The 17,632-nt window shown below is 70.2% G+C and carries 15 protein-coding genes and 1 pseudogene; 7 read left to right on the top strand and 9 right to left on the bottom strand.

What is annotated here, in order from left to right:
* Window positions 1-34: 34 nt before the first annotated feature.
* The 4 genes from OQ968_RS10375 to OQ968_RS10360 are packed head-to-tail and all read left to right on the top strand — an operon-like array spanning window position 35 to window position 3,418.
* A complete protein-coding gene (locus OQ968_RS10375) occupies window positions 35-784 on the top strand; it encodes an SDR family NAD(P)-dependent oxidoreductase (RefSeq protein ID WP_324677328.1) in 750 nt (249 codons plus the stop codon).
* The gene (gene cbiE, locus OQ968_RS10370) at window positions 781-1,941 is read left to right on the top strand and encodes a precorrin-6y C5,15-methyltransferase (decarboxylating) subunit CbiE (protein ID WP_324677326.1); all 1,161 of its coding nucleotides are present in this window, start codon (window positions 781-783) and stop codon (window positions 1,939-1,941) included. Before OQ968_RS10375 ends, cbiE begins: the two co-directional genes overlap by 4 nt.
* The gene (gene cobM, locus OQ968_RS10365; RefSeq protein ID WP_324677324.1) at window positions 1,938-2,693 is read left to right on the top strand and encodes a precorrin-4 C(11)-methyltransferase; all 756 of its coding nucleotides are present in this window, start codon (window positions 1,938-1,940) and stop codon (window positions 2,691-2,693) included. Before cbiE ends, cobM begins: the two co-directional genes overlap by 4 nt.
* Complete coding sequence (locus OQ968_RS10360) at window positions 2,693-3,418, top strand: cobalt-precorrin-6A reductase (protein ID WP_324677322.1); 726 nt, start codon at window positions 2,693-2,695, stop codon at window positions 3,416-3,418. Before cobM ends, OQ968_RS10360 begins: the two co-directional genes overlap by 1 nt.
* A 3-nt stretch (window positions 3,419-3,421) precedes the next feature.
* Here the strand turns inward: OQ968_RS10360 and sigC are convergent, their stop codons facing one another.
* Both sigC and OQ968_RS10350 read right to left on the bottom strand, forming a co-directional pair.
* Entirely contained in the window at window positions 3,422-3,976 is a 555-nt protein-coding gene (gene sigC / locus OQ968_RS10355; RefSeq protein ID WP_324677425.1) for an RNA polymerase sigma factor SigC, read from the bottom strand.
* Between the two features lie 192 nt (window positions 3,977-4,168).
* Window positions 4,169-4,780, bottom strand: a pseudogene (locus tag OQ968_RS10350) (DUF2275 domain-containing protein); the annotation flags it as partial.
* Between the two features lie 152 nt (window positions 4,781-4,932).
* Here OQ968_RS10350 and OQ968_RS10345 point away from each other — a divergent pair.
* Window positions 4,933-6,474, top strand: coding sequence for a PPE family protein (locus OQ968_RS10345; protein ID WP_324677320.1), 1,542 nt, complete (start codon window positions 4,933-4,935; stop codon window positions 6,472-6,474).
* Window positions 6,475-6,486: 12 nt separating this feature from the next.
* Here the strand turns inward: OQ968_RS10345 and OQ968_RS10340 are convergent, their stop codons facing one another.
* The 4 genes from OQ968_RS10340 to cobG are packed head-to-tail and all read right to left on the bottom strand — an operon-like array spanning window position 6,487 to window position 10,111.
* Window positions 6,487-6,855: an STAS/SEC14 domain-containing protein gene (locus OQ968_RS10340; RefSeq protein ID WP_324677318.1), complete on the bottom strand. Its 369-nt coding sequence runs from the start codon at window positions 6,853-6,855 to the stop codon at window positions 6,487-6,489.
* A 55-nt stretch (window positions 6,856-6,910) separates the two neighbouring features.
* The gene (locus tag OQ968_RS10335; protein ID WP_324677316.1) at window positions 6,911-8,386 is read right to left on the bottom strand and encodes a precorrin-2 C(20)-methyltransferase; all 1,476 of its coding nucleotides are present in this window, start codon (window positions 8,384-8,386) and stop codon (window positions 6,911-6,913) included.
* Window positions 8,383-9,009, bottom strand: coding sequence for a precorrin-8X methylmutase (locus tag OQ968_RS10330; RefSeq protein ID WP_324677314.1), 627 nt, complete (start codon window positions 9,007-9,009; stop codon window positions 8,383-8,385). Before OQ968_RS10330 ends, OQ968_RS10335 begins: the two co-directional genes overlap by 4 nt.
* A 4-nt stretch (window positions 9,010-9,013) precedes the next feature.
* Window positions 9,014-10,111, bottom strand: coding sequence for a precorrin-3B synthase (gene cobG / locus OQ968_RS10325; protein WP_324677312.1), 1,098 nt, complete (start codon window positions 10,109-10,111; stop codon window positions 9,014-9,016).
* Between the two features lie 68 nt (window positions 10,112-10,179).
* Between cobG and OQ968_RS10320 the strand changes: the two genes are divergently transcribed.
* The gene (locus tag OQ968_RS10320) at window positions 10,180-11,637 is read left to right on the top strand and encodes an NAD(P)/FAD-dependent oxidoreductase (RefSeq protein ID WP_324677310.1); all 1,458 of its coding nucleotides are present in this window, start codon (window positions 10,180-10,182) and stop codon (window positions 11,635-11,637) included.
* Between the two features lie 3 nt (window positions 11,638-11,640).
* Here the strand turns inward: OQ968_RS10320 and OQ968_RS10315 are convergent, their stop codons facing one another.
* Window positions 11,641-12,471: an SDR family oxidoreductase gene (locus tag OQ968_RS10315; protein ID WP_324677308.1), complete on the bottom strand. Its 831-nt coding sequence runs from the start codon at window positions 12,469-12,471 to the stop codon at window positions 11,641-11,643.
* Window positions 12,472-12,530: 59 nt separating this feature from the next.
* Between OQ968_RS10315 and cobN the strand changes: the two genes are divergently transcribed.
* The gene (gene cobN, locus OQ968_RS10310) at window positions 12,531-16,106 is read left to right on the top strand and encodes a cobaltochelatase subunit CobN (RefSeq protein ID WP_324677306.1); all 3,576 of its coding nucleotides are present in this window, start codon (window positions 12,531-12,533) and stop codon (window positions 16,104-16,106) included.
* Window positions 16,107-16,188: 82 nt separating this feature from the next.
* Here the strand turns inward: cobN and OQ968_RS10305 are convergent, their stop codons facing one another.
* Window positions 16,189-16,992 (bottom strand): SDR family NAD(P)-dependent oxidoreductase, encoded by an 804-nt coding sequence (locus OQ968_RS10305; protein ID WP_324677304.1) that lies wholly within the window; start codon window positions 16,990-16,992, stop codon window positions 16,189-16,191.
* A 24-nt stretch (window positions 16,993-17,016) separates the two neighbouring features.
* Window positions 17,017-17,628 (bottom strand): TetR/AcrR family transcriptional regulator, encoded by a 612-nt coding sequence (locus tag OQ968_RS10300; protein ID WP_324677302.1) that lies wholly within the window; start codon window positions 17,626-17,628, stop codon window positions 17,017-17,019.
* Window positions 17,629-17,632: the final 4 nt, after the last annotated feature.

Raw genomic sequence — 17,632 nt, 5'->3', positions numbered from 1 at the left:
ACCGCTCACGCTAGCGCAGGTGATAATCGCAGCCGTGGATGACACGGGCGCAGGTCCGGTACTAATTCTGGGCGGCCGCAGCGAGATCGGCATCGAACTCGCGCGACTCCTGGCCAAAGGGGCGACGGTGATCCTGGCCGCGCGGAATGCCGACCGCCTGGACGAGCAGGTCGCCGCGCTGAAAGAAGCCGGGGCCGAGGCGGTGCACACCAGGGAGTTCGACGCCGACGACCTGGCCTCCCACGGCCCGCTGGTCGCCTCAATCCTGGCCGATCACGGCCCGATCGGCGTCGCGGTGCTGGCCTTCGGCATCCTCGGCGACCAGGCCCGCGCCGAGGCCGACGCAGCTCACGCAATCTCCATCGTGCACACCGACTACGTCGCACAGGTCAGCATGCTCACCCACCTGGCGACCGCGATGCGGACGGCCGGCAAGGGGTCGCTGGTGGTGTTCTCGTCGATCGCGGGCGCGCGGGTGCGTCGCGCCAACTACGTTTACGGCTCGGCCAAGGCCGGCCTGGACGGCTTCGCCAGCGGGTTGGCCGACGCCCTGCACGGCAGCGGCGTCAAACTGCTGATCGCGCGCCCGGGTTTCGTGATCGGACGCATGACGGAGGGCATGAAGCCCGCACCGCTGGCCAGCACCCCGCCGCGAGTGGCCGCGGCCACCGCGCGTGCGCTGGCCAAGGGCCGGAGAACCGTGTGGATCCCATGGGCGCTGGGGCCCGCGTCCGCCGTCATGCGGGTGCTGCCGCAATCCATCTGGCGCAGGATGCCGCGATGATCACCGTGGTCGGTATCGGTGCCGACGGCATGGCGGGGCTCGGCGAAGCATCACGCGCCGAATTACAAAGGGCGACAGTGATTTACGGCGCAAGACGGCAACTCGCCCTGCTCGACGACACGCTTCGCGCCGCCCGACGGGAGTGGCCCTCGCCGATGCTGTCCGCCCTGCAGGCGCTGCCCGTCGACGACGACGTCCACATCGTCGCCAGCGGCGACCCGCTGATGCACGGCATCGGCGGCACCCTCATCCGCCTCTACGGCGCAGAAAAGGTAAGGGTGCTGCCGCACGTGTCTTCTGTGACGCTGGCCTGCGCGCGGATGGGCTGGAACGTCCACGACACCGAGGTGATCAGTCTCGTGACCGCCCCGCCGCGCGCCGCGGTGCGTCGTGGCGGCCAGGCGATCGTGCTGTCGCAGAACGGATCCACGCCCAAGGACCTGGCGGCACTGCTCATCGAACACGGCCGCGGGGAGTCCCACCTCACCGTCCTCGAACAGCTCGGCGGCCCGAGCGAACGCTGCCGCGACGCCACCGCGCACCAATGGGCCCACGACGCGCCCGCGGACGTCGACGACCTCAACGTCATCGCCGTCCGCTACCTGCCCGACGAGCGCGTGTCGCCGCTGCCCGACGATGCCTTCGTCCACGACGGGCAGATCACCAAATACGGAATCCGGGCAGTGACGTTGGCGGCTCTGCAGCCGCGGCCGGGGGAGCGGCTCTGGGACGTCGGCGCGGGATCGGGCAGCATCGCCGTCGAGTGGTGCCGAAGCCACCGAGGCTGCAGCGCCGTGGCTTTCGAACGCGACGAACGCCGCCGCAACAACATCGGGTTCAACTCCGCGGGCCTGGACATCGACGTGCGCGGCGAGGTCCCCGACGCGTTCGACGGCGCCCCACCGCCGTCCGCGATCTTCATCGGCGGCGGCCTGACCCGGACCGGCCTCCTGAACGCTTGCCTCGACAACCTGCCCACCGGCGGGAGGCTGGTCGCCAACACCGTCACCACCGAGTCCGAAGCCGTTCTGCTGCAGGCGTATTCACGCCTCGGCGGCCAGCTGCGCCGCTTCCAGCACTATCAGGGCGAGCCGCTGGGCGGCTTCACCGGCTGGCGACCACAGCGCCCGGTCACGCAGTGGTCGGTGACAAAGTGACGGTGTACTTCATCGGCGCCGGGCCCGGTGCCGCCGACCTGATCACCGTGCGCGGACAACGACTGCTCCAACGCTGCAAGACATGCCTCTTTGCGGGTTCGATCATGCCCGACGACCTGCTGGCCCTGTGCCCGCCCGACGCGAAGATCATCGACACCGGCCCGCTGACGCTCGACCAGATCATCGCCGAACTCCAGAACGCCGACGCCGCGGGCCACGACGTGGCCCGGCTGCACTCCGGTGACCCGTCGCTCTACAGCGCGCTGGCCGAGCAGTGCCGCCAGCTCGACGCGCTGGGCATCGGCTACGAAGTCGTCCCGGGTGTACCGGCTTTCGCCGCCGCCGCCGCCGCCCTCAAGCGCGAGCTCACCGTCCCGGGGGTGGCGCAGACTGTGACGTTGACCCGAACCGCGACGCTGTCGACGCCGATGCCGCAAGGAGAAGACCTCCAAACCCTCGCCCACTCCGGCGGCGCCCTCGTGCTGCACCTGGCCGCGGCCCAGATCGACAACATCGTCCCGCAACTACTGCAAGGCGGCTACAAGCCCGAAACCCCCGCCGCGGTAGTGGCTTTCGCGAGCTGGCCGCGACAGGTCGTGCTACGCGGCACGCTCGAAAACATCGCCGCACAGATGCACGACGCCGACGTCACCAAGACCGCGGTGATCATCGTGGGTGACGTGCTGGCCGCCGAGGGATTCACCGACAGCTACCTCTACTCAAGAGCGCGTCGCGCCAAAGGCGCACACTGATGCGGGTGTTGCTGCTCGGCGGCACCGCCGAGGCCCGCGCCCTGGCCAAAGCGCTGCACCCGCGGGTCGACATCATCAGCTCGCTGGCCGGACGGGTGCCGGAGCCGGCGCTGCCGGTGGGGCCGGTGCGCATCGGCGCATTCGGCGGTGTCGACGGGCTGCGGCGCTGGCTACAGGAGGACCGCATCGACGCCGTCGTCGACGCCACCCACCCGTTCGCGGCAACCATGACCGCGCACGCCGTCGAAGCATGTGCGCAAACACAGATACCCCACCTCGTGCTGGCCCGCCCGGCGTGGGATCCCGGCGCCGCAACAGTCGTACAGTCCGACACCGAAGCCGCGAAATCCATCGATCAACAACAATATTCGCGCATATTCCTGACCACCGGCCGGTCCGGCGTCAACGCCTTCGCGAACAGCGACGCGTGGTTCCTCGTCCGCGCGGTCACCGAACCCGACGCGGCCGCGCTGCCGCGCCACCACGAGCTGCTGCTGTCCCGCGGGCCCTACCGATACGACGACGAATGCGCCATCATGCGCGAGCACCGCATCGACGCGCTGGTGACCAAGAACAGCGGCGGCGAGATGACCCGCGCGAAGCTGGATGCCGCTGCCGCGCTGGGCATTCCGGTGGTGATGGTTGCCCGCCCGCCGCTGCCGGCAGGCGTCCGAGCGGTCGGCACCGTGCAGGAGGCGGCCGACTGGGTCGCCGGGCTGGACTAAGGACTAACCGGTCAGGTCGTCGCGCTCGGTGTCGGCGAGCAGCGCATCGCGGGCGCGGGCGACCCGGGACCGGATGGTGCCAACGGGGCAACCGCACACCGCCGCGGCGTCGGCGTAGGGCAGCCCCAGCAGCTGGGTGAGCAACAGGGCTTCCCGTTGTTCGGTGGTCAGGCCGGCGATCATCGTCGTCACCTCGACCAGGTCTTCGAATCCGCGGGCGTGGCGATCGCCGCTTAGTACCTGTTCGGGATCGGCGCCGGGAGCGGTGCGGGGCCGCGATCGGACATGGCGGATGTGGTCGGCCACCACCCGGCGCGCGATGGCCAGCAACCAGGTTCGGGCCGTGGAGCGCGCGGAAAACCGTTCGATGGCGCCGATCGCCCGCAGGTACGTCTCCTGGGTCAGATCGTCGGCGGTGCCCGCGTCGGACAGGTAGGCCACGAAGCGCCACACGTCTTGCTGGGTGGCCTTGATGAACGCCTCGAGCGCCCGCGCATTCCCCCGTGCGGCTGCCAAAGCGAGTTCGGTAACGGCCTCGTCGTCGCTTGACGCGGTCATGGCCAACCACCTTAGTTGCGCGGGCGCGGTCAGTCTACGACGGGTTGTCGTAGGCGCTGAGCCCGGATGCGACGACCGGTTGATCGGCCACAGGTGCCCGCGCCGCCGGACGGCGTTCGGCGCGGCGCGCGGGCGATCGGCCGAACCATCGGAGCCATCGGTGTCGCGCCGGCGCGATACGTGCGAGCCGGCGCGCTCGCGCGCCACCAGCAGCGTGAACACCAGACCCAGCAACAGGGGCACATGGCTCGCGATGCGCGCCGCGGTCACCTCACCGTTGAACGCGTCGACGACCACGTAGCCCAACAGCGCGACCGAATACACGCCGGTGATCGCCGCGACGCCGATCGCGGTGATGGGCCAGATGCCGGCGGCCATCATCGCCAGGCCCAATGCCAGCAGCCACGCGGTGGACTCGTGCATCAGGTGCTCTCCGGACATCGCGCCGTGCATATGCGCCGACACCATGCCGAAATCGGTTCCACTGATTTGCGCCGCGGCGATCGCCACCTGGAACGCACCGACGCCGATCAGGCCCCACCGCCGATAGTGAGACCGCAGCCAGCGCATCCCGCGGTGGTAGGTACCGGATTCAGCGGCGCTTGCCAGAATCTTGTCGACCAGATCCGGCGCGTCGCCGGGCTCCATCGAGGCCAGCCGCCGGGTCTGCACGGCGGCGCCGATCAGCCAGGTCCGGCAACTTCGGCACGACTGAAGATGGGCGTCCACCTGCTGCGCGAGCACTTGGGGTCGCTCGCCGTCCAATCGCGCGGAAAGCGCCTCACGTGCAACGTCACACCGCATCCCTGCATCGTTGCGCATGCCCGGGCCGCGCGCAAAGGCGGCGGGAAAACGGGCGGGGAACCAAACCGCTCCGCAAACCGACCACTGGAGGCAAGCAACAGCCCCTTGAGAACCGAAGAGGTATCCGTGTCCCCGCTCGACGGCCGCCGACGATGACCGCCCCGATCTGGATCGCCTTTCCGCCGGAGGTGCATTCGACATTGCTCAGCAGCGGCCCGGGACCCGGGCCGCTGCTCGCCGCCGCGGCCGCGTGGTCGGCGCTGGGCACCGAATATGCCGCTGCGGCAGACGAACTCACCGCGCTACTGGGCGCCGTGCAGGGCGGCGCCTGGGACGGGCCCAGCGCCGAACGGTACGTGGCGGCGCATGCCCCCTACCTGAGCTGGCTGCTCGAAAGCGCCACCAAGAGCTCGGCCGCGGCCACATTGCACACGACGGCGGCCACCGCCTACACCACCGCGCTGGCCACCATGCCTACGCCGGCCGAGCTCGCGGCAAACCATGCCACCCACGCCGCCCTCGTCGCCACCAATTTCTTCGGCGTCAACACCATCCCGATCGCGGTGAACGAAGCGGATTACGCGCGCATGTGGGTGCAGGCAGCCACGACGATGACCACCTACCAGGCCGTCAGCGAATCCGCGCTCACCGCGGTTCCGGCGACGACGCCCGCGCCGCAGATAGTCACTCCGGGCGGCGAGGTCCAGGCAGCGGCAGCGAATACTGCTTCCGAGACTCCTACCGCCACCTCGTGGCAGGACGAGCTAGCGAAGCAACTTTCGGACTTCACCCAAAACGTCCTCTGGCCGCTCGGGAAGGAGATATACCCCAACGGCTGGCCAATTGACGCGGTTCCATTTGCCAACGCGGTGTCCTCCTTCTTCATGCAAATTCCCGGCATGAGCCCCGCGCTGGCCACAGCGTTGGGTTGGTTCATCTTTCACTCGTTGATGCTCGTCTGGCCCTTAGTACAAACGGCTCAGCTGGGAGTAATGCTTGCTCCGGTCATGATCGCGGCTGTTTCCGCCGCCGCTGCCGCAGGCGTGGCCGCAGCTGTCGCCGGTGCGGTGAGCGCCACCGCCGCCGCTGCTGCGCCGGCGGTAAGCGTGCCGTTGGCAACGGCACCGCCGACGCCGATGGCCACCACGCCGGCTCCGACGCCGACAATGTCCGCCAGTACCCCGGCGAATGCGAGCAGCGCCACGGCTTCCAGCCCGGCGCCAAGTGTGGCCACGGCGTCGGGTGGCGGACCGGTCGGCGGCGGTCCGGGCGTCGGCTTCGGTCCGACGGCGACCGACGGAATCGGCACGGGCATCTCCGACTCGCTGTACGCCGTGGGCCTGACGGGATCGTCGGCGCGCAACAGCGCGAGCGGCCGGGCACGTGGGAAGTCCGAAGAGCCGGCGCCCGACGACGTCGACGCGCCCGCCGCGGCCGTGGCGGCGGACAAGGACCGGGCCCGGGCCCGCCGGCGCGCCACCGCCCAGGATCGCGCGCACCGCTACGAATTCATGGAACTACACGAACCGGACCCCGTGCACACCTCCGCGCAGGGGGCGGGATCGCTCGGATTCGCCGGTGCCACAGCCAAATCCGGCGATCCCCAGCCCGCCGGGCTGATCACCCTGGCCGGCGACGGGCTGGGCGAGCCTCCGACCCTGCCCATGGTGCCGCGCAGCTGGGACCGCGACTAAAAACCACGGCGCTCAGCCGGCGGCCCACTCCTTGGCGCGCTCGAGCTCGTCGAGGCCGAACACCGCGAGCTCGCCGGGGATCATCCACGCCAGCGCGTGCACGGTATGGGTGATCCAGTCCTTGTCGGAGACGACAGCGATTCGCTTGAACGCCGAATGGTGCGGCAAGACGGTGCCCAGGCCCAGCTTCAGGTCCTCGACCAAGCCGCCGGGCCCGAAGCCCTCGTAGTCGGGCGCAATGACCTCCACGATCCTGATCTCGCCGGTTTTCAGCCGCTCCTCCAGGTCCGGTTTGGCCTCGCGAAGTTCATCACCCCGCAGCCGGCCGGACACCCGGATACCGGTCACTCCCTGCGGCATGTCCGGCAGTATTTCGATCATCGAAAGTCTCCTTCCGCGTTGGCGGCCCGTTGTTGGCGGCCCGTTGGCGGCCCCGTCAGCCAGGGTAGCGGCGTGGGGTGAACACCCGATCCCCGGAATCGTCTGAGTACCACTGGGTTTGCGAAGATCCGACGATCAGCAGGCAGCGCATGTCGACCTCGTCGGGGTCGAGATCGGCCAGCCGCACCACGCGCACCTCTTCGTCGGGCCCGGAGACACTGCGGCCGATCACCACCGGCGTGCCGGGTTCGCGATGCGCCAGCAGCACATCGCGCATCGCACCGACCTGCCAGCGTCGCGACTTCGAGGCCGGGTTGTAGATGGCCAGCACCAGATCGGCGGCGGCCGCGGCGGCCAGCCGCGCCGAGATCACCTCCCACGGCTTGAGCCGGTCGGACAGCGAGATCACCGCGTAGTCGTGACCCAGCGGCGCGCCCACCCGGCTGGCGACGGCCTGCGCGGCGGTCATCGCCGGGATCACCCGGATCCGCACCCCCGGCCACTGTTTGGCCTCTTCCAACACGGCGGTGGCCATCGCGAACACGCCCGGATCGCCCGACGACACCACCGCGACGGCGTGCCCCTTCTCGGCCAGAGTGCACGCCAGCCGGGCGCGGGCGGGCTCGTCGGTGTTGTCGCTGGGGTGGCGCCGCTGCCCGTCGCGGACCGGAACTCGGTCCAGGTAGCCGCCGTAGCCGATCAGGTCGGTCGCCGCGGCCAGCTCGCGTCGGCTCTGCGGCGTCATCCAGTCGAGGTCGCCGGGGCCCAGGCCCACCACCGCGACGGTGCCGGCCAGCGACGGCTCACCGCGCCGCCCACCCGGCAGCATCGCCAGCGAGAAGTACGGGACGCTGCTCTCGTCGACCTCGGCGGCGGGCAGTACGCGCTCGCCGGCGGTGCTGGCGCGCTCCACGTAGAACGCCCCGTCGAGCTGCCCGGTGGCCGAAAGCGCCTCCCGCACAGCGTGATACGAGCGCCCCAGCTTGAGGACGACGGCGGCGTCGGCGTCGGCGAGCCGGCGGGTCAGCTCGGCGACCGGCAGGGTGCCCGGCAGCACCGACAGCACCTCGTCGCCGGCCACCAGCGGCGTCGCGATGGCCGCCGAGGCGGCGCTCACCGACGTCACACCCGGCACGATCACGGCGTCGAACCGCTGCGTCAGCCGGGTGTGCAAATGCATGTACGAGCTGTAGAACAGCGGGTCGCCCTCGGCGAGCAGCGCCACGTTGCGGCCCGCGTCGAGGTGCGCGGCGATCCGCCGGGTGGCGTCGGCGTAGAAGTCCTCGATCGCGCCGGCGTAGCCGCCGGGATGATCGGTCACCTCGGTGGTCACCGGGTAGATCAGGTGCTCCTCGACCTGGCCGGGCCGCAGGTACGGCTCGGCGATGCCGCGCGCGATGCTGCGGCCGTGCCGGGCGCTGTGATACGCGACGACGTCCGCCTCGCCGATCACCCGGGCCGCCTTGACGGTGACCAGCTCCGGGTCGCCGGGCCCCAGGCCGACTCCCCACAGGGTGCCGCGCTTGGTCATTCGCTGCGGCTCGCGATCGCGTTGACGGCGGCGGCCGCCATGGCGCTGCCGCCGCGGCGGCCCCGCACCACCAGATACGACATCCCGCGCGGGTTTTCGACGAGCTCCTGCTTGGATTGCGCCGACCCGACGAACCCGACCGGCCCACCCAGCACCGCGACCGGCGGCGACGCGCCCTCGTCGATCAGCTCGAGCAGCCGAAACAGCGCGGTCGGCGCGTTGCCGATCGCCAGCACAGCCCCGGCTAGCCGGTCGGCCCACAGCTCCACCCCGGCCGCCGAGCGGGTGGTCTTTCGGCGCGCGGCCAGGTCGGCCGCTCGCGGGTCGGCCACCAGCGACACGACCCGATTGTCGGCGGGCAGCCGCGCGGTGGTGATCCCGGCGGCCACCATCGACGAATCGCACAGCACCGGTGCGCCATCGCGCAGGGCGGCGCCGGTCCGCTCGACGACGTCGTCGGTGAAGGCGACGTGCTCGGCGACGTCGACCTGTCCGCAGGTGTGGATCAGCCGGACCACGACGCGCGCGACGTCGTCGGGAAATCGCGTCAGGTCGGCCTCGGCGCGGATGGCCGCGAACGACTGGCGATAGATCTCGGCCGCGTCGCGGATGTAGTCGAGCACCCGATTACCGTAGCCGCCGGTATCCGTCGCCCGTCGCCAGCAGCACCTCACCGGCCGGCGGGCTGCCGCAGGCCCGTTCGCAGCCGACAAAGTGCCTGTGCACCGCCGAATCCTCCTCGAGCAACAGCGCCGCGTCGGCCCGCACGTCGGCGGCCGAATGCGCGCATCCCGGGCTGCCGATGCAGGCGCTGACGTTCAGCCAGGGGGAGTTCTCGTCGAACACCAGGCCCAACGGTGCGAGCACGCGAAGCGCGGCGTCCGCGGAAGGCTCGTCGAGGTCGCACACCAGCACCGACCGCCACGGCGTGACCACCAGCGGCGCCCCGACGGCGGCGAGCAAATCCGCGACGTGTGCGGGCAGCGCCCCGAACGGCACCGCGGCGCCCAGCGCGACCCGGCCGTCGTCCTGGCCCAGCCAGCCCACCGGGGCCCTGGTGACCGGCGGGAAGGGCGCGTCACCGAGCGCGGCCCCGGGCAGCAGCGCCGCGGCGTCGTCCAATTCGTTGACGCGCCAAGCCCTTCCGCGCATCTGCACGAACCGGGCGGCAACGCCGACGAGCGCCTCGACCGCGGAGCCCACACCCACCCGGACGCCGGTGTCGCGCCCCGCCAGCAGCACCGCGCAGTCGTCGCCCAGGACGTGCGCGCCGACGTCGGCGCCCAGCCCGGACACGTCGGCGCGGCCGTCGTCGAGGCTGAACCAGAACCGCCCGCCGAGCTCCGCGAGCCGCGGCTCGGCGCGGATCGCCGCGTCCAGCTCGCCGACCAGCGGGCGCACGTCGAGTTTGCCGTCGGCCCGGCCCGACAGCGGCGACGCGACGACGTTGCGGACCCGCTCGTGCGTCGTCGACGGCAACAGCCCGGCGCCGGCGATCGCCTCGGCGGCCGCCGTCACGTCGGTGATGCCGCGCAGCTGTACGTTGCCGCGCGACGTCAGCTCCAGCGCCCCCGAGCCGAACCGCTGCGACACCAGGGACAGCGTCGCCAGCTGGGCGGCCGTGATCATGCCGCCGGGTAGCCGCACCCGAACCAGCGCGCCGTCGGCCGCCTGATGCACCTGCAGCGCACCCGGGCAGCCGTCGACGTCGCGGGCTCTGGCCATCCGCCTACGGTACGCACCGGGGGCAATCCGGCGTAACGTGCGCACCAGCGAGAGGTCGGGTGATTGCTATGACACCGAAGCGCCCACTGAAGGTCGCGATCATCGGCGCCGGGATGTCCGGCATCTGCATGGCCGCCAAGCTGCAGGACGCCGGCATCGACTCCTTCACCATTTACGAGAAGGCCGACGACGTCGGCGGCACCTGGCGCGACAACACGTATCCGGGGCTCACCTGCGACGTCCCGTCGCGCTACTACTCCTATTCGTTCCGGCCGAACCCCAACTGGTCGCACTGGCTGCCGCCGGGTCCGGAGATCCAGGCGTACTTCCGGCAGGTGGCCGACGAACGCGGCATCCGCAAGCACATCCGGTTCGGCGCCAACGTCACCAGGGCCGAATACGACGACGGCCGCTGGCGGCTCACCACCCCCGACGGGGAGGAGACGTTCGACTTGCTCGTCACCGCGACGGGGGTGTTGCGGGTGCCCCGTTACCCGGATATCCCCGGGCGGGAGTCGTTCGCCGGTCCCGCCTTCCACTCGTCGCGCTGGGACCACTCGGTCTCGTTGCCGGACAAGAGGATCGGCTTGATCGGGACCGGGTCGACGGGCGTGCAGATCGTCGCGGAGCTCGGCGGCAAGGTGCGCCAGCTGAAGGTCTTTCAGCGCACCGCGCAGTGGGTTTACCCATTCCCCAACCCGCGTTATTCGAAGTTGGCTCAGGCGGCGCTGTCGAGGTGGCCGGCGCTGAACGGTCTGCCGTATCGCTTCTGGGGGTGGCTGATGCGGCACTGGTTCGGCGTGGCGCCGATCCGCCCGGGCTGGCAGCGCCGTCAGATCCAGGCCTGGTGCCGGTGGAACCTGCGGCTGTCGGTGCGCGACCCGCAGCTCCGGGCCAAGCTGACCCCCACTTACCAACCGATGTGCAAGCGGCAGGTGATGGCCGGGCACTTCTACCGGTCCGTACAAAAGCCCGGCGTCGAGATCATCACCGACTCGATCGACCACATCGAGCCCCGCGGCATCGTCACCGCCGACGGCACCCTGCACGAACTCGACCTGCTGGTCTACGCCACCGGCTTTGATGCCCGCGCCTACGTGCGCCCGCTGGAGGTGATCGGGGAGGGCGGGCTCTCTCTGGACGAGGCGTGGGCCGACGGTCCGATGGCGTACCGGTCGGTCGCGGTGCCCGGGTTCCCGAACCTGTTCATGCTGATGGGGCCGCATTCGCCGATCGGCAACCAGTCGCTGGTGCCGATCGCCGAAGACCAGGCCGATTACGTGATGTGGTGGATCGAGCAGCTCCGTGATGGTGTCGTACGCGCCGCGGCGCCGACCGAGGCGGCCACCAAGGAATACAACGAGCGCATGAAAGCCGCTATGCCGCAGACGATCTGGGTCTCGGGCTGCAACAGCTGGTATCTCGGCAAGGACGGCCTGCCGGAGCTGTTCCCGTGGTCTCCCGATACACACCGCGAGCTGTTGCGCCGACCCGAGCCGTCGCACTTCGAGGTGCGCCCGGCCTGACGATCACGACGTCCCGGTCCGGCGGGCGTACGACGCGCGCTTCTCCACTTCGAGGTCGGTGGTGCAAACGCGATCCGTCCCCAGCGCGCGCCCAATCGCCTCCGACATCCGTTGCGGCATGAAGCGCTGAGCCGAGAGGACTATGCCCATCGAACGAGGAACGACCACGCGTGATTTCGGTTTGGCAATCACACCGGCGACCGCCCGGGCGACGTCTTCCGGCTCGGCGTTCTTGAATCCCCTCGCGTGTCCGAATCCGGCGACCATCTCGGTGTTCGTCAAAGTCGGCATGATGACCGAGAAGTGGACACCGCGCCCACGGTTCTCCATGCGAACGGTTTCGGTGTACCCGAGCACGGCATGCTTTGTCGCGCAATAGGTTGCGAGGCCCGCGGCCGGCAACACGCTGCCCACCGACCCGATGTTGACGATGTGACCGTGACCGCGCGGCAGCATCCGTTGCGCGGCCAGCTTAGTGCCCAGGATGACGCCGTGGACGTTGACGTCGAACACCCGTCGGGTGACGGTGTCGGGCTCGTCGACCGCGCTACCCACCGCGATCACCCCGGCGTTGTTCACAACCACGTCGACGGGCCCGAGTTCGTTTTCGACGGCGTCGAGAAAATCGGTGAAGGATTGCCGGTCGGTCACGTCCAATCCGCGGCAGACCTCAAGCCCTAACCGGGCGCCCGCCTCCTTGACGGCGGATTCGTCGATATCCCCGATTGCCACCCTGCCGCCGAGACCCTGCAGAACCGTGGCAATGGCCAGACCGATTCCGCGCGCTCCGCCGGTGACGGCGATGACCTTGTCTGCGACCGCGGCATTCCTCATGGCCTCACGCTAGCGGTGCCGCCGCGAATCACCGAGTCCCGCTGCGGTACGAATGGTGGGTGGCCGAGCCGACCATCCTGCTGCTGTCGACGTCCGACACCGACCTGATCAGCGCCCGGTCCAGCGGCAAGAACTATCGATGGGCCAACCCGTCGCGGCTCTCCGACGACGAGCTGCCCGACCTGCTGGCCGACGCCGCGGTCGTGGTGGTCCGCATCCTCGGCGGCTACCGCGCCTGGCAGAGCGGCATCGACACCGTCATCGCCAGCGGTATCCCGGCGGTGCTGGTCAGCGGGGAGCAGGCCGCCGACGCCGAGCTGACCGGCCTGTCCACGCTGGCCGCCGGGATCGCGGTGCAGGCTCACATCTACCTGGCCCACGGCGGGGTGGACAACCTGCGCCAGCTGCACGCGTTCCTGTCGGACACCGTGCTGATGACCGGGTTCGGGTTCACGCCGCCGGTGATGACCCCCACCTGGGGAGAGCTGGAGCGGCCGCATGCCAAGGACGCCCAGGGCCCGACGATCGCGGTGCTGTACTACCGCGCGCAGCACCTGGCCGGCAATACCGCCTACATCGAGTCGCTGTGCCGGGCCATCGAGGACGAGGGCGGGCGGCCGCTGCCCGTCTACTGCGCGTCGTTGCGCACCGCGGAACCCGAACTGCTGCAACGGCTCGGCGACGCCGACGCCATGGTCGTCACGGTGCTCGCCGCCGGGGGACTCAAGCCCGCCACGGTGGCCGCCGGTGGTGATGACGACAGCTGGAACGTCGAACACCTTGCGGCCCTGGACATCCCGATCCTGCAGGGCCTGTGTTTGACCAGCCCGCGGGACCAATGGCGCGCCAATGACGACGGGCTCAGCCCGCTGGACGTGGCCAGCCAGGTGGCGGTCCCGGAGTTCGATGGCCGCATCATCACGGTTCCGTTCTCGTTCAAGGAGATTGACGACGACGGCCTGATCTCCTATGTCGCCGACCCGGAGCGCTGCGCGCGCGTCGCGGGCCTGGCGGTGCGGCACGCGCGGCTACGCCATGTCGCGCCGGGCGACAAGCGGGTGGCCCTGGTGTTCTCGGCCTATCCCAGCAAGCACGCCCGGATCGGCAACGCGGTCGGGCTGGACACCCCGGCCAGCGCGGTGGCGCTGCTGCGCGCGCTGCGCGAGCGCGGGTATCGGATCGGCGAGCTGCCCGGGGTGGACGCCAACGACGGCGACGCCCTGATCCACGCGCTGATCGAACGCGGCGGCCAGGATCCCGACTGGCTCACCGAGGGGCAGCTGGCCGGCAACCCGATCCGGGTGTCCGCCAAGGACTATCGGGCCTGGTTTGCGACGCTGCCCGCGGAGCTGGCCGACGCCGTGCAGGAGCACTGGGGTCCGCCGCCCGGCGATCTATTCGTCGACCGCAGCAACGATCGCGACGGCGAGATCGTCATCGCCGCAATGCAAGCGGGCAACCTGGTGCTGATGGTGCAGCCGCCGCGCGGTTTTGGGGACAACCCCGTCGCCATCTACCACGACCCGGACCTGCCGCCGAGCCACCACTACCTGGCGGCCTACCGCTGGCTGGATGAAGGGTTCAAGGCCGACGCGGTGGTGCATCTGGGCAAGCACGGCAACCTGGAATGGCTGCCGGGAAAGACGCTGGGCATGTCGGCGGCCTGCGGGCCCGACGCCGCGCTGGGCAACCTGCCGCTGATCTACCCGTTCCTGGTCAACGACCCGGGCGAGGGCACGCAGGCCAAGCGGCGGGCGCACGCGGTGCTCGTCGACCACCTCATCCCGCCGATGGCGCGCGCCGAAACCTACGGCGACATCGCCCGATTGGAGCAGTTGCTCGACGAGCACGCCACCGTCGCCGCGCTCGATCCGGGCAAGCTGCCCGCGATCCGTCAGCAGATCTGGACGCTGATCCGGGCCGCCAGGATGGACCACGACCTGGGCCTGACCGAGCGTCCCGCCGAGGACTCGTTCGATGACATGATCCTGCACATCGACGGCTGGCTGTGCGAGATCAAGGACGTCCAGATCCGCGACGGGCTGCACATCCTGGGCCAAAAGCCAACCGGCGAACAAGAACTCGACCTGGTGCTGGCCATCCTGCGGGCCCGGCAGTTGTTCGGCGGTGAGCACGTCCTCCCGGGCCTGCGGCAGGCGCTGGGCCTGGCCGAGGACGGCCACGATGACCGGTCCGCGGTCGACCGGGCCGAGGCCGCCGCACGTGAGCTCGTCGCGGCGCTGCAGGCCACCGGGTGGGATCCCGACGCTGCCGAAAGCCTCACCGACAACACCGAGGTGGCAAGCGTGCTGCGGTTCGCGGCCACCGAGGTGGTGCCCCGGCTGGCCGGGACGGCATCCGAAATCGACCACGTGCTGCGGGCGCTGGACGGCCGGTTCATCCCGGCGGGTCCGTCGGGTTCGCCGCTGCGCGGGCTGATCAACGTGCTGCCCACCGGGCGCAACTTCTACTCCGTCGACCCCAAGGCGATACCGTCCCGGCTGGCGTGGGAAGCCGGTGTGGCGCTGGCGGATTCGCTGCTGGACCGCTACCGCGGCGACCACGGGCGCTGGCCCCAATCGGTGGGGCTGTCGGTGTGGGGCACCTCGGCGATGCGCACCGCTGGCGACGACATCGCCGAAGTCCTTGCGCTGCTGGGCGTTCGGCCGGTCTGGGACGACGCGTCACGGCGGGTCGTCGGGCTGACACCGATCCCGCTCGCCGAGCTGGGCCGGCCGCGCATCGATGTGACGGTGCGGATCTCGGGCTTCTTCCGCGACGCCTTCCCGCACGTGGTCACCATGCTCGACGACGCGGTGCGCCTGGTCGCCGACCTCGACGAGCCGGCCGACCAAAACTACATAAGGGCGCACGCCCGTGCCGATCTGGCGCAGCACGGCGATCGACGACGTTCCACCACAAGGATTTTCGGCTCCAAGCCCGGAACGTACGGCGCCGGTCTGCTGCAGCTCATCGACAGCCGCAACTGGCGCGACGACGCGGACCTGGCGCAGGTGTACGCGGCCTGGGGCGGCTTCGCCTACGGCCGCGACCTGGACGGTCGCGAGGCGGTCGACGACATGAACCGCCAGTACCGGCGGATCGCGGTGGCCGCCAAGAACACCGACACCCGCGAGCACGACATCGCCGACTCAGACGACTACTTCCAGTACCACGGCGGGATGGTGGCCACGGTGCGCGCGCTGACCGGCCAGGCGCCCGCCGCCTACATCGGCGACAACACCAGGCCCGACGCGATCCGCACCCGCACCCTGTCGGAGGAGACCACCCGGGTTTTCCGCGCCCGCGTGGTCAATCCGCGGTGGATGGCCGCGATGCGCCGGCACGGCTACAAGGGCGCATTCGAGATGGCCGCCACCGTCGACTACCTGTTCGGCTACGACGCGACCGCGGGCGTGATGGCCGACTGGATGTACGAACAGCTCACAGAGCGCTACGTGCTGGATGCCGAAAACCGGAAATTCATGGCGGAGTCCAACCCGTGGGCACTGCACGGCATGGCCGAGCGGCTGCTGGAGGCCGCCGGCCGTGGCATGTGGGCGGACCCGCAACGGGAAACCCTTGACGGGCTGCGCCGCGCGCTGCTGGAAACCGAGGGCGACCTGGAGGGCTGACGTTCCCCCGCGAGCAGACGCAAAAGCACCCAAAACCCGTGGTTTTGTGGTGCTTTTGCGTCTGCTCGCGGTGGAGGCGCAACTAGACGAAATCCGATCCGCCGTCGACGTTCACCGTGGCGCCCGTGACATAGCCGTTCCGCCGCGACACCAGGTACGCGGTGAGGGATGCGACCTCCTCGGGAAGGCCGGCGCGGCCGAGGTCGCACGGTTGGTGAAAGTTGTTGTCGATCCACGTCATGACGTCGCGCGGGTTCGTGGCGTCGAGGCCCTCGGCCGCGAGGATGTCCTTGAGCACCTCGGTGAAGCTTGCGGTCACGATGGTTCCGGGACACACGCAGTTGACCAGGATGCCGTCCTTGGCAAGGCTTTTGGACAGGTTCTTGGTGATGCTGGCCAGCGCCGCCTTCGACGCCGTATAGGCGACGAGGCGCGGATTCTGCCGCTGAATCGAGTGCGCCGACAGGGTCACGATGCGCGCCCAATCCGCAGCGCGCAGCAGCGGCAGGGCGGCGCGGATCGATCGCACGGCCGACATGGTGCCCAGCGTGAACGCGGCGTCCCATTCGGCGTCGTCCATCTGCTCGAAATAGCCGTCGCCCGGCCCGATCGTGTGGACCAGGCAATTGAGTTGACCCCACCGCTGCGAGACCGCGGCGAAACCGTCGGCGATCGATTCGGCATCGGCCATGTCGACGCTGATCCCCACCGCGTCCGGGGCGCCGGCCTCGCGCAGCGACTCGACGGCGGCATCGAGCGCCCCTTGGCCGCGCGCCATCACCGCGACGCTGGCCCCCTCGGCCGCAAGGGCTTCGGCGATCGCCAGCCCCATGCCCTTGCTGCCGCCCGTGACGACGGCCGTCGATCCGGTGAAACCCAGGTCCATCGAATGTCTCCCTCTGTTTGATTCTCAGGCGCCGGCGCCCAGCCCGCGCAGGCAAAACCGGAGCATGCGGTCGCGGATTTCGTCGCGGTCGCAATCGCCCGTCGCCCATTGCTGGTTGATGCCCGCCCACACCACCCCGTGGATGAACTGCGCGTCGGTCACGGGGTCGATGTGCGGGAATACCCCGCCCTGCAGGCCGCGCCGAAGCGCGTCGCGCAGCGGCTCGAGCATTACCGCGTAAGCGGGCTGAACCAGCGCGGGGGACTGCGACTGAGCCTCCAGCGACATGCGACGCAAATCGGATTCGACGCTGTCGTCGAACGCCAGATCGAGGCGTCCATCGATCCACGCCGCGACCGCATCGATCTCCGTTGTGGCGGAGGCCATTCGGCGTCGCAGCCGCCGTTCCTCCGCGCGGGCCGCGTCGAGGAAGAGCGCGGCCACCAATTCGTCCTTCGAGTCGAAATGCCGGTAGAACGCGCGGGTTCCCAGCGCGGTCCGTTCCAGGACCGCGCCGACGCTGAGCTTGCCGATTCCCTGCTCGCGCACGACGGTCGACGCGGCCGCCAGGATCGCGCGACGCACCGCCGCGTCGGGAGCCAGCTTGTGGCGGCGCCGCGCGCGGGGGGCGCTCACGGGG

The sequence above is a fragment of the Mycobacterium sp. 663a-19 genome, from assembly GCF_035616495.1.
Classification (GTDB): Bacteria; Actinomycetota; Actinomycetes; order Mycobacteriales; family Mycobacteriaceae; genus Mycobacterium.
Note: the sequence above shows the minus strand (reverse complement) of the source record. Positions and strands in the feature narration are given on the sequence as shown.